Raw genomic sequence first — 18,160 nt, forward strand, 5'->3', positions numbered from 1 at the left:
ATATACCTCCTTCGACTTGTTGTATGGGATCAATTATGCTTAGAAATATTAGCGTAAGAACCTTTATTATATATTTTCTGCTGGTCGTGCTTTTAATCATTGATGGTTTAGTTTGGACTTTATCGGAAAGTACAACGCTTTTTATCGCAGTAAATATTATTAATGTGCTTGCGGTCATGTTGCTGTGGTCCTACATGACAAAATATCTTGTGACACCGATCAACACCGTGAAAAAAAGTATCGAAGAGGTCACCTCAGGCAATCTTGCCGTTTCTATCCCCGAGTTTGGCAATAACTGTGCGGGGCGTTTAATTCCTGGGATCAACAGCTTATCCAGTAACATCGCCACGCTGGTGCGGGAAATACGCGCCTCGTCGCAAACCGCGATGACCCTCTCAGAACAACTCTCCTCACGCAGCGCGGAATTGTCGGTGAAGACAGAGCAGCAATCCGCTTCGCTTATTCAGACCGCTGCCAGCATGGAGCAGATGGCGGCCAGCACCCGTAACAACGCCGATAACACCCGTCTTGCCAGCGAGCGTGCGAACCACGCGACGGTGCAGGCGCGCAAAGGGGGCGAGCTGATGGGGCAGGTGGCAAATAATATGCAGTCGATTACGGAATGCGCGCAGCAAATGACTGAGATCATCTCACTGATCGACGGTATCGCGTTCCAGACCAATATTCTGGCGCTGAACGCGGCGGTCGAGGCGGCAAGGGCTGGGGATCACGGCAAAGGTTTCTCCGTGGTCGCCGGTGAAGTGCGTAATCTTGCCCATCGCAGTGCAGAGGCGGCGAAAAGCATTAAGTCGCTGATCGACGTGACGAGCAATAACGTGACGCAGGGCGTGACGGTGGTCGCGGAAGCCGAGAAAAATATGCACGAAATCGTCAACGGTTCCGGGCATGTCAGCAAACTGATGGATGAGATTTCGGCGAGTACGTCTGAACAGGAAAAAGGGATTTCGCAAATCACGCAGGCGCTGTCTGAGCTGGAGCGTGTGACGCAAAGCAACGTGGCGATGGTGGATGAACTGTCAGGCTCCTCCGATGTGCTGAAAAACCAGGTGATTGAGCTTCAGACGCGCACCCGGAATTTCAGGCTGGAGGGCGGCTCGCAACCTGACTGGCAGGAGAGTGTGCGCCAGGAGCGCAGTGCCTTTCCCCGCCACGCAGAACACTCATACTGACTGACTGACTGACTGATTGACTGGAAAAGCCTGGTTCGCCAGGCTTTATACTTTGTAGCGGTTTCGTCCTGCCTGTTTCGCCTGATACAGCGCTTTGTCCGCCCTCGCTATCAGTTCCCGCGCGGTCACGCCGGGTTTCCATAACGCCAGCCCCTGGCTCACCGTCACGCGGTCGCTGACGGGAGAACCCGCGTGAGGAATATTCTGCGCCTGAAGCACCGCCGCAATATTCTGTGCAGCCGACTGTAACGCCTGCGAATCTGCATCGGGCAGCAGCAAAACAAACTCCTCGCCACCAAAACGCCCGACAATGCCGCTTGAGGTCAGCGCGGCGGATTCCAGCGCCCTGGCGATGGCCATCAGGCACAGGTCGCCTTTTTGATGTCCGTAATAATCGTTATAAAGTTTAAAGTGATCGACATCGAGCATGATCAGCCCAAAGCTGTTTCCATCCTGCTGATGGCGCAGGATGGCCTGATCCATCTGCGCTTCAAATGACCGACGGTTCGCAATCCCGGTCAGCGGGTCGTTGTTTGCCAGCAGGCCCAGTCGTTGAATCAAATCCGCATTTTCCTGCTCGCGGCGCAGGGCGAGCAGAAACCAGCTGTTGAGAATACGTCGGCCTGATTCAATCAGTCCCGCCAGTAAAATCCACTGCAATCCATTCATGACCGTGAGGCCGTTGCGGTAAAAAAGTGAGGTGACAAGAATCGTCAGCCAGACCGGCAGAATAAAGCTCAGCAGGACTTTGGGATCAAAGTAGAGTGAGATCAGCGCGGTAAACAGCAGTAATGCGGCAGAAGGGAAGATGATGCGCAGATCGTTGCTGACGATCAGCACAAAGAAACAGCCCGCCCAGCACAGACTGAGGCCACCACGGTCCACTTTGCTAACGTACCGAGCCACTGTGCGTTTTGCAGCGGTGCCATCCGCATGATGAATAACACGGCGGCGGAGAGGGTCAGGTCGGCCACCATCATGGTTTCCAGCACCGCCGCGGGGTGGTGGAAAAGGACCTCTGACTCGAAGGCGGAGAAATAGTTACGCCCCAGGATGAAAGAGGAGAACAACATATTTACCCACAGGAACCATGTCACACTGGTTTTAATGGCATTGGTCCGCATTTCTGCAAGACGAACATCGAAGGCCGCACAGGGCTTTTTCATCGTCACACTCGTAAAAGATACATTTAAAAACAAAATGGCAGCATTTCTGTAACTCTACTGTTTTGCATCTTTCTGTCCAGTGGTTAGAGTAGGAAAAGGGTTAATTCATGAGCAAATTCAGCGCTATGCTGTCGGTAGATGTTGAATAACCTTTCGGGAAGGCTAGACTGACGATGTTCATACCAAAAAGGGGGAGTCACTGTGGAAGGCATTAAGGGATCGGACGTTAATGTTCCGGATGCGGTATTTGCGTGGCTGCTGGACGGTAAAGGCGGGGCACGTCCCCTTGAAGATGACGATATTATCGACAGCGAGCACCCCTGCTGGTTGCATCTGAACTACACCCATCCGGACAGTGCGCAGTGGCTGTCATCGACGCCGCTGCTGCCAAACAGTGTGCGCGATGCGCTGGCCGGTGAGAGCCTGCGACCGCGCGTCAGCCGTCTCGGGGAGGGCACGCTGATTACGCTGCGCTGCATCAATGGCAGCACCGACGAGCGCCCTGATCAGCTGGTCGCCATGCGTCTTTATATGGATGAACGTCTAATTGTCTCCACCCGTCAGCGCAAAGTGCTGGCGCTGGATGATGTGGTCAACGATTTGAAAGAGGGGACCGGGCCGGTCGACTGCGGCGCGTGGCTGGTCGATGCCTGCGATGCGCTGACGGATCACGCCAGTGAATTTATCGAAGAGCTGCACGACAAAATTATCGATCTCGAAGATAACCTGCTCGATCAGCAAATTCCGCCGCGCGGTTATCTTGCCCTGCTGCGTAAACAGCTCATTGTGATGCGTCGCTACATGACCCCGCAGCGTGATGTCTACGCGCGGCTCGCCAGCGAACGTCTGCCGTGGATGAATGACGATCAGCGACGTCGTATGCAGGATATCGCCGATCGGCTCGGGCGTGGACTGGATGAGATCGACTCCTGTATTGCGCGAACGGCGGTGATGACCGATGAAATCGCAACGGTGATGCAGGAGTCACTTTCGCGCCGGACGTACACTATGTCACTAATGGCGATGGTCTTTTTACCCAGCACGTTTTTGACCGGGCTGTTCGGTGTGAATCTCGGGGGCATACCAGGCGGGGCGTACCGGTTCGGCTTTTCCGCTTTTTGCATCATGTTAGTTGTTTTGATTGGTGGTGTTGCGTGGTGGTTGCATCGCAGTAAATGGCTGTAAATTTACACATTTTCAGGCGTTTTCTGGCTTTAAAACGCGTTTTTGTTTGAGCGAAGTCAATAAACAGCTACCCCGTTCGGTGCAGTATTACTCCCGCAGGTGAATGCAACGTCAAGCGATGGGCGTTGCGCTCCATATTGTCTTACTTCCTTTTTTGAATTACTGCATAGCACATATTGATTCGTACGACGCCGACTAAATTAGTCGGCTTTTTTTTGCCTCCAGAATCTCAGCGTCTACCCTAAAAGGGTCACCCCGATAAACTGGAGGGAAACATGAGCTATCTGCTTTCACTGCTTTACACGCAACTGTCGGTACCTGACTCGATACCCATCGATCCGGTGCCTGTCCCCGATCCGATCCCCCGTCCGCAGCCAATGCCCGACCCGCCGCCGGATGAAGAACCGATTAAATTGTCGCATCGGTAGCGCAGATCTGCGAGGATACGCGCCAACTGACTGTGATTTTTTACCTTGAGAGTACATTGTGACCGCTTTTTCTACGCTGAACGTTCTGCCTGCCGCCCAACTAGACAACCTTACCGAGTTGGGATATCTCTCGATGACCCCTGTACAAGCTGCCGCGCTTCCGGCGATTCTGGAAGGACGAGACGTTCGCGTGCAGGCTAAAACCGGCAGTGGAAAAACGGCCGCCTTTGGCCTGGGATTGCTCCAGCAGATTGATGCGGGCCTGTTCCAGACGCAGTCCCTGGTGCTCTGTCCGACGCGCGAGCTGGCGGATCAGGTGGCAGGGGAGTTACGTCGTCTGGCGCGCTTCCTGCCTAACACCAAAATTCTGACCCTCTGCGGTGGCCAGCCGTTCGGTGCGCAGCGCGACTCGCTGCAGCATCCGCCGCACATTATTGTCGCCACGCCTGGCCGTCTGCTCGATCACCTGCAAAAAGGCACCGTTTCGCTGGATGCCCTGCAAACGCTGGTGATGGATGAAGCGGATCGCATGCTGGATATGGGCTTTACCGATGCCATCAATGAAGTGATTCGTTTTGCGCCCGCGACGCGCCAGACGCTGCTGTTTTCCGCGACCTGGCCAGAAGCGATTGCGGCAATCAGTGGACGGGTGCAGAACAACCCGGCTACCATTGAAATCGACGCGGTGGATGCGCTGCCGTCCATCGAACAGCAGTTCTACGAAACCTCGCAAAACGGCAAAATTCCGCTGCTGCAAAAGCTGCTGAGCAAACATCAGCCGTCCTCCTGCGTGGTGTTCTGTAATACGAAGAAAGATTGCCAGGCCGTCTGTGACGCGCTTGCCGAGGCGGGGCAGAGTGCGCTCGCCCTGCATGGCGATCTGGAACAGCGCGACCGCGATCAGACGCTGGTGCGTTTCGCCAACGGCAGCGCGCGCGTGCTGGTGGCAACGGACGTGGCAGCGCGCGGCCTGGACATCAAATCCCTGGAGCTGGTGGTTAACTACGAGCTGGCGTGGGACCCGGAAGTCCACGTTCACCGTATTGGTCGTACAGCGCGAGCGGGCAACAGCGGTCTGGCGATCAGCCTGTGCGCCCCGGAAGAGGCGCAGCGCGCCAACATTCTGTCTGAAATGCTGCAGCTGAAACTCAACTGGATGCCCGCTTTGGGCAGCGTCAGTATCACGCCACTGGCCGCTGAAATGGCGACTCTGTGCATCGACGGCGGCAAAAAAGCCAAAATGCGTCCTGGGGATGTATTAGGCGCGCTGACCGGGGATATCGGACTTGAGGGTGCGGATATCGGCAAAATTGTGGTGCATCCGGCACATGTCTATGTAGCGGTGCGTCAGAAAGTGGCGAACAAAGCGTGGAAACAGCTGCAGGGCGGGAAGATTAAAGGCAAAACCTGTAAGGTGCGTTTGCTGAAATAAGCCACAAAGAAAAGCGTCTCAGAGAGTCTCTGAGACGCCAGAGTATTACTTCACTTCCAGAACGTTCAGTCGCATTTCATCCAACTGAGACTCATCTTCTTCCGGCTGCCAGCCCGCAGGCTGCATCGGGATCTCTTCGCGGTCGAACGCCAGATCGCCACCGTTCACCACTTCCGCGCCGTGCTTAATGCCTTTGAAATCGAACAGTTCAGTATCACACAGGTGAGAAGGCACAACGTTTTGCATCGCGCTGAACATGGTCTCAATACGGCCCGGATAACGTTTATCCCAGTCGCGCAGCATATCGCCAATCACCTGACGCTGCAGGTTCGGCTGGGAGCCGCACAGGTTACAAGGGATGATCGGGTATTCGCGCGCTTGCGCAAAACGTTCGATATCTTTTTCACGGCAGTAGGCCAGCGGGCGAATGACGATGTGTTTTCCGTCGTCGCTCATCAGCTTCGGCGGCATTCCTTTCATTTTGCCCCCGTAGAACATGTTCAGGAACAGGGTCTGCAGGATATCGTCGCGGTGATGGCCGAGAGCGATTTTCGTCGCGCCCAGCTCGGTGGCGGTGCGATACAGAATACCGCGGCGCAGACGCGAACACAGGGAGCAGGTGGTTTTCCCTTCCGGGATCTTTTCTTTGACGATGCCGTAGGTATTCTCTTCGACAATCCTATATTCGACGCCCTGTTGCTCAAGGTATTCCGGCAGGATGTGCTCCGGGAAGCCCGGCTGTTTCTGGTCCAGGTTGACCGCCACCAGGGAAAAGTTCACCGGTGCGCTTTGCTGCAGATTGCGCAGGATCTCCAGCATCGTGTAGCTGTCTTTACCGCCTGACAGGCAGACCATAATGCGGTCGCCTTCTTCAATCATGTTGAAGTCTGCAATGGCTTCACCGACGTTGCGGCGCAGGCGCTTTTGCAGTTTATTCAGGTTGTATTGTTCTTTCTTATTAACTGATTGATTATCTTGCATTTATACTTTACTCAAATATCAAATGGGGCACCAGTGGGACAAAACCATTTTAACGCGCCAGCGTCATGAGGCGCATTTCGACCTGCTCGCTGTTCACTACTTCTATCCATGAAGCATAGATTTCATACACCCTCTGCGCATTTTCGTGCCCCATCTGATTGGCAATAGAAGACGGGTTAGCGCCTGCTGATAGCAACCAGCATGCGAAAGTGTGCCGTGTATGGTACGGATTGCGGCGACGAATGCCAGCACGTTTTGCAGCAGAAGCTCATCGCGCCCCGATACGGCCCGTGAGGAGTGGGGTTTCTGAGTACCAGGCCATACCAAACCTCAGGCCAAAAAAAGGCCTGCAGGCGTGCTCAACGCACGGCGGCAGGCCGATTATTTACCAACAAACGAATTTAGGGCTGCTGATCAGCAATCACCGTCAATTTTTCGTCAGTGGCTTTTTCTTCCTTGAGGGTTTCTTCCAGCAGCCTTGCCGCATCTTTGTATCCCAGCTTTTTAGCAAGAGCATGCAGTGTGCCGTAAGTGGCGATTTCATAGTGTTCCACTTTCTGGGCGGCGCCAATCAGACCCGCATCGCGGACCGGCCCCGCTTCGACGGAGTCGATGATTTCCTGCGCTTCTTCTGCCAGCCCTTCAAGGGCATGGCATTTCATGCGCTTGATTCGCACACCTTCTGTGCTTTCTACCAACTGATCAAGCCTTTCAATCTGGCCGTGGGTTTCTTCAAGGTGCTGATTAAAAGCAGCAATCAGTTTGGGATCTGTCGCCGCCCGCGCCATTTTAGGTAACGCGCGGGTGATTTGTTTTTCTGCGCTGTAAATATCAGAAAGGTCATGAATGAATAAATCTTCGAGAGTCTTGATTGTCATTAAATACTCCTCTCACAATTCGACTTGTGAAAAAGTGATGCGCATCATTCACGCAGTCTTTAAGGGTAGCTGATATTTAGGGCAGGGGGCGCAGAGAAACGATTTAGCAATAAAATGAGAAACTTCCTTGCGGAGGCGTAAATTCAAAAACAGGAGAATGTTAAATATATTATACGTTATCAATTGGAGGGGAAAATATCTCTGATGAAATGACAGTCTCTGCCGGGATAATAAAGGCTGAATTAACAATCACTCAGAGGCTATCGACAGTGATAAATAAAACGTAAGCGCTAAAGTCACATCAATTTGCTGGATCACGGGCATGTGTTTTAGGGCCATCACCATGAGCAGACGCATAATGACGGCGTTATCCCGCAAGCATCGTAAAGCAAAGCAGCGTTGCTTACCCCACCTGGCCTGATTTTGCCAGCAGCGCTAAAACTCTCTCCGTAACCTTATCTTCATACCCTTCCTGCTCGGGATGGTTGAACTTAACCAGTGGTGCCGAGCTTTTTTCCTCCTCGTAAGAAGTTGAAAGAAGGCCAGGGTTGCCACTTATGTTATTAATTACCGAGGATAAAACAGTGATGGCAATCTTTGAGGCGTGAAGGTCTATTTGTAGCTCATTAATTGTCTGTTCAAGGGTTTCAACGCGTTCGTTTAAGTCAGTCATTTGATCTCCTGATTATCGAGAAGGCCGGTGTTCAATTGAATGTGCGCATACACATTCAATTTTAGCCTAAGCGGAGAAAGAGACAGCCAATGTCTGATATCTATTAAAACCAACAATAAAAGGCGTGTTAATCCGCATCCAGTGCCTGCAGTAATTCACTGAGATGACGCACGATATCGCCGAAATCAAAAATTAATGCCATCCACAGACAGGTTAGCAAAATCAGAGCAGCCAATGTTAAGCGGGTAAGCACGGAAGAAATCCTTTCACGTGGATAGGGATAAGGCTCAGTATACGGTGATTTCCTTAAACTTCCCCTTTACGACGCCATCATAAAAGCGACCTTTTGACACGACCTGCAAAAAATCGTTATAGACACGTACCGGAACCTGCTGATACCGCAGCGTCCTACGATCGAGAAAGCGGATTTCCAGCGTGGCGCTGCGTTCATCATAGCCAATGGAGGCGATACGTGAAGACCTTACAGGATGATGGACCATGATGATTTGTCCCTTACAGCGTAAAACAGGAGATTTATCATCTAACAGCAGGGGCGAGCGTGCAAGTGGGTGACGCGTAACACGGGGTGGAAAAATAATTTCAGTGAATGTAATTCATTGAACTATATAAATTAAAAATTATTCTTTCCTGTTAGTTGAGGGTAAACTTTAAGCCGTTATATGCCTTTATGATTCTTCATCCGTTAATGCACTGAGAGTGTTTTACTGAGCTATCATCCAGAATTGACAGGATATGCCCGGAGCTGATGCTCCGGGCTTTTTTTTATCACTCGCTGGTCGATTTCTCGCCTTTTCCTGCCATCTGCGCCAGGAAGTCATAGCGTTTTTGCAAATCGGCCGCCGCGTCCTTCCACAGTTGCTCGGCCACTTCTGGCTGCTGGGCATTGAGACGACGGAAGCGTTGCTCCTGCATCAACGTTTCTGCCAGCGCATCAGACGGTGGACGTGAGTCCAGCGCCAGCGGCAGTTTCCCTTCATCGGCACGACGTGGATCGAAGCGATACAGCGGCCAGAACCCGGTCGCCGTCAGCTGGCGCATCTGATCGTGGCTCAGCGCCAGATCGTAACCGTGCTCTTCACAAGGGCTGTAAGCAATGATCAGCGACGGTCCTGGATAGGCTTCCGCTTCCTGTATCGCTTTCACCGTCTGGTTGAGCTGCGCGCCAAGCGAAATCTGTGCGACATACACATGACCGTACATCATCATGCTGACGCCCAGGTCTTTACGCGCTTTGCGTTTACCGTGCTCACCAAACTTGGTGACGGCACCCAGCGGGGTGGCTTTAGACGCCTGACCGCCGGTGTTGGAATAACACTGAGTATCGAGCACCAGAATGTTCACGTTTTCCGTCAGGCTAAGAACATGATCCAGGCCACCAAAACCAATGTCGTACGCCCAACCATCACCGCCAATCAGCCAGATCGATTTTTCGACCAGCGCGTCGGCGTCGGTTAACAGCTGCTGTGCGCCTTCCACGCCCTGAAGATGCTGACGCAGTTCTGCCACCTGCTCGCGACGCACCTCTGGTGTGGCGTCGCTGTGCAGCGCTGCATTTAATTCAGCAGGAAGCTTATCGGCAAATTGTTCCAGCAGACGCATCACGCGGGCGCGATGCTGATCGACCGTCAGACGGAAGCCCAGTCCGAACTCGGCGTTATCTTCAAACAGAGAGTTTGCCCAAGCCGGGCCACGGCCATTGGCATCGGTGGTATACGGCGTAGAAGGCAGGTTACCGCCGTAGATAGACGAACAGCCGGTGGCGTTCGCGATCAGCATGCGGTCGCCGTACAGCTGGGTGAGCAGCTTGATGTAAGGCGTTTCGCCGCAGCCGGAGCAGGCGCCCGAGTATTCAAACAGCGGCGTAATCAGCTGGGAAGTGCGGATATCGATACGTTCGAGCTTGCTGCGATCGATTTCCGGCAGGCCGAGGAAGAAGTCGTAATTCACTTTCTCTTCTTCCACGTGTTCCAGGCGCGACATCATATTGATGGCTTTGATTTCCGGATTCTGGCGATCTTTCGCCGGGCATACTTCGACGCACAGATTACAGCCTGTGCAGTCTTCCGGCGCGACCTGCAGTACGTATTTCTGCCCACGCATATCGCGGGATTTCACATCCAGCGAGTGCAGGCTGGCAGGGGCATTTTCCATATCTTCTGGAGAAACCACTTTCGCGCGGATGGCCGAGTGTGGACAGGCCGCAACGCAATGGTTGCACTGCGTACAGAGATCTTCCTTCCAGATCGGGATCTCTTCGGCGATGTTGCGTTTTTCCCAGCGGGTAGTGCCCACCGGCCAGGTGCCGTCCGGCGGCAGGGCGGAGACGGGCAGGGCATCGCCCAGACCCGCCAGCATTGCAGCGGTCACGGTTTTAACAAAATCAGGCGCGGCGTCAGACACCACTGGTGGCCGGTTTGCACTGGCGGTATTCACCGGCTGAAGCGGGATCTCAGAAATAGACTCTCGCGCCAGAGCCAGCGCTTGCCAGTTGCGCTCGACCAGATCCTGCCCTTTGCTGCTGTAGCTTTTGGCAATGGCACCCTGCAATGCGGTCAGCGCGCTGTCGCCCGGCAGAATATCCGTCAGGTGGAAGAAGGCCATCTGCATGACGGTGTTAATGCGTGCCGCCAGGCCGCATTCACGGGCAATTTTCGCCGCGTTGACGGTAAACAGACGGGCTTGTTTCTGATTCAGCACCGCCTGCACTTCCTGCGGCAGTCGCGACCACACTTCGTCAGCATTGTACGGCGTGTTAATCAGGAAAATTCCGCCCGGTTTCAGGCGTTCGGCCATCTGATATTTGTCGATAAACTGCAGCTGGTGACAGCCAACAAAATCGGCCTGCTCAACCAGATAGGCGGAACGAATCGGTTTTTCGCTGACGCGCAGGTGCGAGACAGTCAGGCCGCCCGCCTTTTTGGAGTCATAAACAAAATAACCCTGGGCATACCACGGCGTGGAGTTACCGATGATTTTGATATTGTTTTTGGTGGCAGAGACGCTACCGTCACTGCCGAGACCGTAAAACAGCGCTTCCAGCTTCGACGTCGACGGCAGGGTGTTTTCTGGCAGCAGCAGCGACAGGTTAGTCACATCGTCATAAATACCGACCGTAAAGCGCGGTTTCGGTTTTGCGGCGCTCAGCTCATTAAACACTGCCAGCACGCAGTCAGGCCCGAACTCTTTCGACGACAAACCGTAGCGTCCGCCGATGACGCGCGGCAACGTTTCGCGCTCACCGCTGTTGAAGGCTTCGGCCAGGGCCGTCATCACATCCAGATAGAGGGGTTCTGCATGCGCGCCCGGCTCTTTGGTGCGATCGAGTACCGCAACGGAACGGACGCTTTCCGGCAACACGGACAGCAGATGCTTCGCAGAGAAGGGACGGTACAGGCGCACTTTCAGCACGCCAACCTTTTCGCCGCGTGAAAACAGCTCGTCGACGACCTCTTCACAGGTACCAATCGCAGAGCCCATCAGCACGATAACGCGCTCGGCCTGCGGGTGGCCATAGTATTCAAACGGCTTATATTCACGCCCGGTGGCCGCCGAGAAATCACTCATCACCTGCTCAACGTGATCGTAAACCGCGTTGTACCAGGGGTTGGTGGCTTCACGGGACTGGAAATAGGTATCGGGGTTCGCGGAAGTGCCGCGAATAACCGGATGCTCAGGATTCAGCGCGCGTGCGCGGTGGGCATCGATCTCGTCCTGCGGCATCAGCTCCAGAATCGTGTTGTCCGACAGCGGGACGATTTTATTGATTTCGTGAGAAGTGCGGAAACCATCGAAGAAATGAATAAACGGCACCCGGCTTTTTAGCGTCGCGATGTGGGAAATCAGCGCAAAGTCCTGGGCTTCCTGCACATTACTGGCACATAGCATGGCGCAGCCCGTCTGACGGACCGCCATCACATCCGAGTGGTCACCGAAAATCGACAGAGCATGAGTGGCGACGGTACGCGCTGCCACATGCAACACGAACGGCGTTAACTGCCCGGCGAGCTTATACAGCGTGGGAATCATCAGCAGCAGACCCTGCGATGAAGTGAACGACGTCGAGAGGGCACCTGTTTGCAGTGCGCCGTGAACCGCGCCGATAGCACCGGCTTCCGACTGCATCTCGACGACCCGGGGAACATCGCCCCAGACGTTTTTTAGCCCGTTGCCCGCCCAGGCATCAGCCTGTTCCGCCATGGTCGAACTTGGTGTAATGGGGTAGATGGCGATAACTTCGCTGGTGCGGAACGCGACGGACGCGGCCGCGCCATTACCGTCAATAGTGATCATGTGACACCCTTACATTGCGCAAAAAAGAGGGACCCGTGAAACGTCGACGAGTCCTGATAGTTATATCCCTATTTTAGCAAAGGTCAGGCTTTCCGATTTTCGCTTTTGTGTCCTGGCTATTCCTCGCATCAATGTGTAGATCAAGTTTCTGGCAAAAAAATCGCAAGAATTTGTTTCTCAGGTGCATAAATACGCAGTTCCGCTCTCGACGGGGCGGCGCAGGGTGCCTATTATGCTTAGGTTTCGCAATTTGTATGGGGAAGAGAGAATGCGTTCAGCGTTTTGGGTAGGGTGTGCGGCATTACTGTTGTCTGCGTGCAGCAATGAGCCTGTTCAGCAGGCGACAGCGGCACATGTTTCACCGGGAATGAAAGCGGCAATGTCCAGCTCCGGGCAGGCCAGTTGCGCAATGGTGGGCGGATCGTTGTCTGTCGCTCGCCAGCTTGATGGCTCGGCTGTCGGGATGTGTGCGTTGCCTAATGGCAAACGCTGCAGTGAGCAGTCGCTTGCCGTAGGGTCATGCGGTAATTACTGATTAGTCTGCGCGTTTAAACATCAGCGTTTTATCTGCTGTCGCCAGCGTCAACTGATTTTCCGTCAGATCGACCTGCGCGCCTTTGCGCAGCATATCGCCTATTGTTGCATCCAGCTCGTTAAGCTGCTGATCGGTGCAGAGTTTGCGCGTCATCGCCATGGCTTTGACCTTCAACTCGCCTTCCGATAATTTGCCTTCGCCGCTAAAGCGGTTACACATCACGCCGGAAACAGCCATTTTCTCGCCAAAGCGCATTTCCGGTGGCACCGCGGTGGGTTTGACCGCCGCGCCGTTTACGCTCTCCAGCACAAAACGGTGCCCTTCGAGTTGGCCTGCCTGGACAGACGCCTTTCCGGGATTTACACAACCTGCCAGCGCCAGGGTCATCAGGCTTAACGCCACGAGCTTTTTCATATTGCTTCTCAAACTATAAATCCGATAAATATATGCGAATATCTTTAACGATACCCTCCCGTTTGTCATGGGTGTTTATCTGAAAGTGCCGAAAGCCGGGCAGGGATATCCACCCGGCTATCAAAACGTTAGTGCGATTTAAAGCCTGCGGCAGTCATCAGGATGCGGAAGAACATCCCCACAGCAGCCAGTGCCAGCACGCTGCCTCCCCAAATAATGGCTAACCACATCAGGCGTTTCCAGACAGGCTGTTGCATCAGTGATACCCCTCCCCATGTTGCACTTTTCCGCGAAACACGTAGTAGCTCCAGAACGTATAGACCAGAATAATCGGGATGATCAGCAGGGCGCCGACCAGCATAAAGCCCTGGCTTTGTGGCGGTGCTGCGGCCTGCCAGAGCGTGATGGACGGCGGAATAATGTACGGCCAGATGCTGATCCCAAGCCCGCTAAATCCGAGGAAAATCAGCCCCAACGTCAGCACAAACGGTGCATTGTGGCTGTCGCTATCGTTCAGTTTTTTCCAGGCCCAACCGCTCAGTACGAGGACCAGCAATGGCACCGGCAGCAGGAACCACAGATTGGGCAGGGTAAACCAACGCTCGGCGATTGCCGGGTGCGCCAGCGGCGTCCACAGGCTGATGACCGCGATAACCGCCAACAGCGCCAGCAACAGCTTTTTAGATACCCCGCGCATTTTCCCCTGAAGCGGATTTTCACTTTTCATCACCAGCCAGGTCGCGCCGAGCAGGGCGTACGCCACCGTCAGACCCACGCCACAGAACAGATTAAACAGCGTAAACCAGTCAAATGGCCCGCCGCTGTAGACGCGCTCGGTCACCGAGAAACCGTTTATTACCGCGCCAACCACCACGCCCTGGCTGAAGGTGGCAAGAATGGAGCCGCCAATAAAAGCTTTGTCCCAGAACGGCCGGTGTGCTGGCGTCGCTTTAAAACGAAATTCAAAGGCCACGCCGCGGAAAATCAGGCCGATCAGCATCAACGTGAGTGGGATGGTGAGGGCATCGATAATCACTGCGTAAGCCAGCGGAAACGCACCGAAAAGCGCCGCCCCCCCGAGCACGAGCCAGGTTTCATTCCCGTCCCAGACCGGGGCCACGCTATTAACCATCACGTCGCGATCGTCCGCGTCTCGGGTGGTCGGAAACAGAATGCCGATGCCTAAATCAAAGCCGTCCATGACGATATACATCAGCGTGGCGAATACGATAATCACAAACCAGATAATGGAAAGATCGATGCCCATTATGGTTTCTCCTTAATCACAAATTCAGTGCTGGCGGCAGAGAGCGGGCGAGCCGGACGGCCATCGTTTTCGGTCGGGAAGGATTCGTGTTCCTGCGGACCTTTTTTGATAAGTCGCACCATGTAGCTGTAGCCAACGCCGAATACCGAGGTATAGACGACAATAAAGGCCAGCAGGCTCACGCTCATATGCAGATCGCCATGGGCAGATACCGCATCCGACGTGCGTTGCAGACCATAAACGACCCATGGCTGACGACCCACTTCGGTGGTGACCCAACCGGCAAGGATGGCGATCAGGCCGGACGGCCCCATCAGCAGAGCGAACCACAGGAAAGGACGCGAGGTATAAACGCGCTGCCTGTAGCGCAGCCAGACGGCGACAACGCCTAACAGCAGCATCAGCATTCCCAGCCCCGCCATGATGCGGAATGACCAGAAGACGATGGTCGAATTCGGACGATCCTCTTTCGGGAAATCTTTCAGCGCTGGCACCTGTTTATCCAGGCTGTGCGTCAGAATCAGGCTGCCGAGGGCCGGGATTTCCAGCCCATAGCGGGTGCGCTCTTGCTCCATATCTGGCCAGCCAAATAACAACAACGGTGTCGGTTCACCGGGTGGGTTTTCCCAGTGGCCTTCAATCGCCGCAATTTTGGCGGGCTGATGTTTTAACGTATTCAGGCCGTGCATATCACCGACCATCGCCTGAATTGGCGCGACAATGAGCGTCATCCACAGTGCCATGGAGAACATGTGACGAATAGCGGGCGTATTGTTACCGCGCAGAAGATGCCAGGCCGCTGATGCACCCACGAAGAGGGCGCTGCTCAGGAATGCCGCAATGGACATATGGAACAGGCGGTAGGGGAAGGAGGGGTTAAACACCACCGCGAACCAGTCGACCGGGACCACCACGCCGTTGACGATCTCATACCCCTGAGGGGTTTGCATCCAGCTGTTGGACGCCAGGATCCAGAAGGTCGAAATAATAGTGCCCAGCGCCACCATGCAGGTGGAAAAGAAGTGCAGCCCCGGCCCGACTTTGTTCCAGCCAAACAGCATCACCCCGAGGAAACCGGCTTCGAGGAAGAAGGCGGTCAGCACTTCGTAGGTCAGCAGCGGGCCGGTAATACTCCCCGCGAACTGCGAAAATCCGCTCCAGTTGGTCCCGAACTGGTAGGCCATCACCAGCCCGGACACCACGCCCATGCCAAAGTTGACGGCGAAAATTTTGGACCAGAAATGGTACAGCGAGCGCCAGACGGGTTTTTTGGTCTTCAGCCAAAGCCCTTCCAGCACCGCCAGATAGCTGGCGAGACCAATGGTGATCGCCGGGAAAATAATGTGGAAGGATACGGTAAAGGCAAACTGTATCCGCGCCAGATGAAAAGCATCTAAACCAAACATGCACAGCCTCAATGTCAATCGGTGTGGTGTTATGGTATAGGGGGCGGAATCGAACTATCAGAGGCAGAAATTTGAAATTTATGTATAACAGTTTGCGAAATAGATAGGCTTTAGTCATCTGATATAGTGAACAGTTAAGCGCGACTAACGCATAAAGCCGTTAAACGTTCAGAGCATAAGAATTTTATTTTTATGAGTTTTCTTCATTAAAGGGGTTGTTTTGTTCTCTCAGTCATGCGTTAATGGCTCCTCGGTTTGATACCCAAAAAAATATCTGACGTCGTTTCAAAGCATTTCTCATCACGTTGTGCCTCTCCGCAGCCTCTTGGGTCTTCTCTTTACACTCTGACACTCCGATTAGTTTTGTCTCAGACCATCATTGCCTTGAAAGGCCCAATTTGTCATTCACGTATTTACGTGTTCTGGAGATTCATATGGTTTCTTATATCCATTTTCGCTGCCCATGCTGTCATGGCTCGCAATACCGCACATCCGTTTTTGATGTGTCTGAAAAAAACCCACACGGTGCGAAATGCATTTTCTGCAAATCGTCCATGATGACCTTTGACCATCTGGCAACGTCCGCGCCATCTGAGCGTGCACACCTCAGTCATCGTCCGTCATAACACCGCATAAGCTATAACAGTTCATTAAAACTGCCAATTTTCTCCTGCTGATATACTATGGTGTGAAGCAAGGAGAGAACGATGAAAAAATACCAGCGCCTGGCGCAGCAAATCATTTCGCAAATCGAACTTGGCGTGTGGTTGCCGGGAGATAAACTACCGTCGTTGCGTGAGCAAGTTGCCAGCAGCGGCATGAGTTTCATGACCGTCGGTCATGCCTATCAAACGCTGGAAAGCCAGGGGCGAATCGTTGCTCGCCCACAGTCGGGATACTACGTTGCTCCACGCCCGATAAAGCAGCAGCCTGCGCCACCGGCGCAGGTGATGCGCGACGAAGTGGTCGATATCAATACCTATATTTTTGATGTCCTGCAGGCCAGCCGCGACCCCTCTGTTTTACCCTTTGCCTCCGCATTCCCCGATCCTCGGCTTTTCCCGCTTCAGCAGTTGAACCGCTCCCTTGCCAACGTCAGCAAAACCGCAACCGCCATGAGCGTGATTGAAAACCTGCCGCCGGGTAACGTCGATCTCCGCCACGCCATCGCCCGTCGCTACGCGCAGCAGGGGATGAATATTTCGCCGGAAGAGATTGTGATCACCGCCGGTGCGCTGGAAGCCCTAAATCTGAGTCTCCAGGCCGTGACCGAACCCGGTGACTGGGTGATTGTCGAAAACCCCTGTTTCTACGGTGCACTTCAGGCGCTGGAAAGGTTAAAGCTCAAGGCGCTGTCGATCGCCACTGACGTGCGCGAAGGGATCGATCTCAACGCCCTTGAGCAGGCGCTGAACGACTATCCGGTGAAAGCCTGCTGGCTGATGACTAACAGCCAAAATCCGCTGGGCTTTACCCTCAGCGCCGAGAAAAAATCCCATCTGGTGGCGCTGCTGACGAAACATAACGTCACCTTGATCGAAGATGACGTCTACAGCGAGCTCTATTTTGGGCGCGAAAAACCGCTGCCCGCAAAAGCCTGGGACCGCCAGGATATGACTTTGCACTGCTCATCTTTCTCGAAATGTCTGGTCGCTGGTTTTCGTATCGGCTGGGTCGCAGCGGGCAAACATGCGCGCCGCATCCAGCAATTACAATTGATGAGCACACTTTCGACCAGCTCCCCGATGCAGCTTGCTCTTGTGGATTATCTCGCCACCAAACGCTATGACGCCCATCTTCGCCGTCTGCGCCGTACGCTGGCCGAGCGTAAGCAGCAGGCGTGGCAATCGTTAATGCGCCATTTGCCGGCGGAAGTGAAAATTCACCACAACGACAGCGGCTACTTTTTGTGGCTGGAACTGCCTGCACAGCTGGACGCCGGGCTGCTCAGTGAGCAGGCGCTGGCGCACCATATCAGCATCGCGCCGGGCAAAATGTTTTCTACCTCCGACGTCTGGACGCCGTTCTTTCGCTTTAATACCTCCTGGGCGTGGGGGGAGCGGGAAGAACAGGCTGTAATCCAGCTGGCGAAATTAATAAGCGTCATGCTGAAATAAGCGAAAAGGCTTATTTACCGCAGGCGTAATATCCTCGTATAAATAAACAATGCTTATCCTGTGACCTGCGCCGGGTTTATTCCCGACTGTCAGTCATAGGAAATCTGCATACCGCCGCTCGCCGCTAACTCCTTGTCTATAATCCACTTAACAGGGAATGCGCCCTCTGTCACAACC

Annotated in this window: 18 protein-coding genes and 2 pseudogenes; 7 read left to right on the plus strand and 13 right to left on the minus strand. The window is 54.0% G+C overall.

The window, feature by feature from the left end:
* The first annotated feature begins 35 nt into the window (after positions 1-35).
* The gene (locus ETG88_RS09020) at positions 36-1,190 is read left to right on the plus strand and encodes a methyl-accepting chemotaxis protein (protein WP_228483282.1); all 1,155 of its coding nucleotides are present in this window, start codon (positions 36-38) and stop codon (positions 1,188-1,190) included.
* A gap of 45 nt (positions 1,191-1,235) precedes the next feature.
* Here ETG88_RS09020 and ETG88_RS22685 read toward each other — a convergent pair whose 3' ends face one another.
* Positions 1,236-1,673 (minus strand): diguanylate cyclase, encoded by a 438-nt coding sequence (locus ETG88_RS22685; protein ID WP_491546704.1) that lies wholly within the window; start codon positions 1,671-1,673, stop codon positions 1,236-1,238.
* 120 nt (positions 1,674-1,793) lie between these two features.
* Positions 1,794-2,356, minus strand: a pseudogene (locus tag ETG88_RS22690) (membrane-associated sensor domain-containing protein); the annotation flags it as partial.
* A 201-nt stretch (positions 2,357-2,557) separates the two neighbouring features.
* Here ETG88_RS22690 and zntB point away from each other — a divergent pair.
* The 3 genes from zntB (at position 2,558) to dbpA (ending at position 5,401) form a co-directional block, all read left to right on the plus strand.
* Positions 2,558-3,541, plus strand: coding sequence for a zinc transporter ZntB (gene zntB / locus ETG88_RS09030; RefSeq protein ID WP_100780017.1), 984 nt, complete (start codon positions 2,558-2,560; stop codon positions 3,539-3,541).
* Positions 3,542-3,816: 275 nt separating this feature from the next.
* A complete protein-coding gene (gene ynaL, locus ETG88_RS22295; protein WP_157809239.1) occupies positions 3,817-3,969 on the plus strand; it encodes a proline-rich small protein YnaL in 153 nt (50 codons plus the stop codon).
* Positions 3,970-4,027: 58 nt separating this feature from the next.
* Complete coding sequence (gene dbpA, locus ETG88_RS09035; RefSeq protein ID WP_129035224.1) at positions 4,028-5,401, plus strand: ATP-dependent RNA helicase DbpA; 1,374 nt, start codon at positions 4,028-4,030, stop codon at positions 5,399-5,401.
* A gap of 45 nt (positions 5,402-5,446) precedes the next feature.
* Here the strand turns inward: dbpA and ttcA are convergent, their stop codons facing one another.
* From ttcA to nifJ, 7 genes and pseudogenes are all read right to left on the minus strand, one after another.
* Positions 5,447-6,382, minus strand: a complete 936-nt coding sequence (gene ttcA / locus ETG88_RS09040; RefSeq protein WP_129035225.1) for a tRNA 2-thiocytidine(32) synthetase TtcA — start codon at positions 6,380-6,382, stop codon at positions 5,447-5,449.
* 49 nt (positions 6,383-6,431) lie between these two features.
* Positions 6,432-6,647: pseudogene (locus ETG88_RS09045) on the minus strand (tyrosine-type recombinase/integrase); the annotation flags it as partial.
* 136 nt (positions 6,648-6,783) lie between these two features.
* The gene (locus ETG88_RS09050) at positions 6,784-7,260 is read right to left on the minus strand and encodes a YciE/YciF ferroxidase family protein (protein ID WP_100780020.1); all 477 of its coding nucleotides are present in this window, start codon (positions 7,258-7,260) and stop codon (positions 6,784-6,786) included.
* A gap of 403 nt (positions 7,261-7,663) precedes the next feature.
* The gene (locus tag ETG88_RS09055) at positions 7,664-7,933 is read right to left on the minus strand and encodes a hypothetical protein (RefSeq protein WP_129035226.1); all 270 of its coding nucleotides are present in this window, start codon (positions 7,931-7,933) and stop codon (positions 7,664-7,666) included.
* A gap of 127 nt (positions 7,934-8,060) precedes the next feature.
* Entirely contained in the window at positions 8,061-8,186 is a 126-nt protein-coding gene (locus tag ETG88_RS22540; protein WP_255419397.1) for a hypothetical protein, read from the minus strand.
* A gap of 34 nt (positions 8,187-8,220) precedes the next feature.
* Positions 8,221-8,433 (minus strand): KTSC domain-containing protein, encoded by a 213-nt coding sequence (locus tag ETG88_RS09060; RefSeq protein ID WP_100780022.1) that lies wholly within the window; start codon positions 8,431-8,433, stop codon positions 8,221-8,223.
* 286 nt (positions 8,434-8,719) lie between these two features.
* Positions 8,720-12,244, minus strand: a complete 3,525-nt coding sequence (nifJ, locus tag ETG88_RS09065) for a pyruvate:ferredoxin (flavodoxin) oxidoreductase (protein ID WP_129035227.1) — start codon at positions 12,242-12,244, stop codon at positions 8,720-8,722.
* A 268-nt stretch (positions 12,245-12,512) separates the two neighbouring features.
* On the opposite strand from nifJ, the gene ETG88_RS09070 reads away from it, so the two are divergent.
* Positions 12,513-12,779, plus strand: coding sequence for a putative hemolysin (locus ETG88_RS09070; RefSeq protein ID WP_100780875.1), 267 nt, complete (start codon positions 12,513-12,515; stop codon positions 12,777-12,779).
* Here the strand turns inward: ETG88_RS09070 and hslJ are convergent, their stop codons facing one another.
* From hslJ to ETG88_RS09090, 4 genes are all read right to left on the minus strand, one after another.
* Entirely contained in the window at positions 12,780-13,193 is a 414-nt protein-coding gene (gene hslJ / locus ETG88_RS09075; RefSeq protein ID WP_129035228.1) for a heat shock protein HslJ, read from the minus strand. It abuts the gene before it with no gap.
* 128 nt (positions 13,194-13,321) lie between these two features.
* Positions 13,322-13,450: a DUF2474 domain-containing protein gene (locus ETG88_RS09080; protein WP_100780025.1), complete on the minus strand. Its 129-nt coding sequence runs from the start codon at positions 13,448-13,450 to the stop codon at positions 13,322-13,324.
* Entirely contained in the window at positions 13,450-14,460 is a 1,011-nt protein-coding gene (cydB, locus tag ETG88_RS09085) for a cytochrome d ubiquinol oxidase subunit II (RefSeq protein WP_129035229.1), read from the minus strand. The genes ETG88_RS09080 and cydB overlap by 1 nt, the downstream gene beginning before the upstream one ends.
* Entirely contained in the window at positions 14,460-15,866 is a 1,407-nt protein-coding gene (locus ETG88_RS09090) for a cytochrome ubiquinol oxidase subunit I (RefSeq protein ID WP_129035230.1), read from the minus strand. Before ETG88_RS09090 ends, cydB begins: the two co-directional genes overlap by 1 nt.
* A 434-nt stretch (positions 15,867-16,300) precedes the next feature.
* On the opposite strand from ETG88_RS09090, the gene ymcF reads away from it, so the two are divergent.
* Complete coding sequence (ymcF, locus tag ETG88_RS09095) at positions 16,301-16,492, plus strand: cold shock small protein YmcF (RefSeq protein ID WP_100780028.1); 192 nt, start codon at positions 16,301-16,303, stop codon at positions 16,490-16,492.
* Between the two features lie 81 nt (positions 16,493-16,573).
* Entirely contained in the window at positions 16,574-17,983 is a 1,410-nt protein-coding gene (locus ETG88_RS09100; RefSeq protein WP_102103806.1) for an aminotransferase-like domain-containing protein, read from the plus strand.
* The last annotated feature ends 177 nt before the right edge of the window (positions 17,984-18,160 follow it).

The organism is Lelliottia nimipressuralis, from assembly GCF_004115925.1.
In the GTDB taxonomy this organism is placed as follows: Bacteria; Pseudomonadota; Gammaproteobacteria; order Enterobacterales; family Enterobacteriaceae; genus Enterobacter; species Enterobacter nimipressuralis.

Excerpts from the sequence above, each read along its gene's own strand:
- ETG88_RS09020 (WP_228483282.1), top strand. The coding sequence starts at position 36 with ATGCTTAGAAATATTAGCGTAAGAACCTTTATTATATATTTTCTGCTG.
- ETG88_RS22685 (WP_491546704.1), bottom strand. The coding sequence starts at position 1,673 with ATGGATCAGGCCATCCTGCGCCATCAGCAGGATGGAAACAGCTTTGGG.
- ynaL (WP_157809239.1), top strand. The coding sequence starts at position 3,817 with ATGAGCTATCTGCTTTCACTGCTTTACACGCAACTGTCGGTACCTGAC.
- ttcA (WP_129035225.1), bottom strand. The coding sequence starts at position 6,382 with ATGCAAGATAATCAATCAGTTAATAAGAAAGAACAATACAACCTGAAT.
- ETG88_RS09050 (WP_100780020.1), bottom strand. The coding sequence starts at position 7,260 with ATGACAATCAAGACTCTCGAAGATTTATTCATTCATGACCTTTCTGAT.
- ETG88_RS09055 (WP_129035226.1), bottom strand. The coding sequence starts at position 7,933 with ATGACTGACTTAAACGAACGCGTTGAAACCCTTGAACAGACAATTAAT.
- ETG88_RS09060 (WP_100780022.1), bottom strand. The coding sequence starts at position 8,433 with ATGGTCCATCATCCTGTAAGGTCTTCACGTATCGCCTCCATTGGCTAT.
- nifJ (WP_129035227.1), bottom strand. The coding sequence starts at position 12,244 with ATGATCACTATTGACGGTAATGGCGCGGCCGCGTCCGTCGCGTTCCGC.
- ETG88_RS09070 (WP_100780875.1), top strand. The coding sequence starts at position 12,513 with ATGCGTTCAGCGTTTTGGGTAGGGTGTGCGGCATTACTGTTGTCTGCG.
- hslJ (WP_129035228.1), bottom strand. The coding sequence starts at position 13,193 with ATGAAAAAGCTCGTGGCGTTAAGCCTGATGACCCTGGCGCTGGCAGGT.
- ETG88_RS09080 (WP_100780025.1), bottom strand. The coding sequence starts at position 13,450 with ATGCAACAGCCTGTCTGGAAACGCCTGATGTGGTTAGCCATTATTTGG.
- cydB (WP_129035229.1), bottom strand. The coding sequence starts at position 14,460 with ATGGGCATCGATCTTTCCATTATCTGGTTTGTGATTATCGTATTCGCC.
- ETG88_RS09090 (WP_129035230.1), bottom strand. The coding sequence starts at position 15,866 with ATGTTTGGTTTAGATGCTTTTCATCTGGCGCGGATACAGTTTGCCTTT.
- ymcF (WP_100780028.1), top strand. The coding sequence starts at position 16,301 with ATGGTTTCTTATATCCATTTTCGCTGCCCATGCTGTCATGGCTCGCAA.
- ETG88_RS09100 (WP_102103806.1), top strand. The coding sequence starts at position 16,574 with ATGAAAAAATACCAGCGCCTGGCGCAGCAAATCATTTCGCAAATCGAA.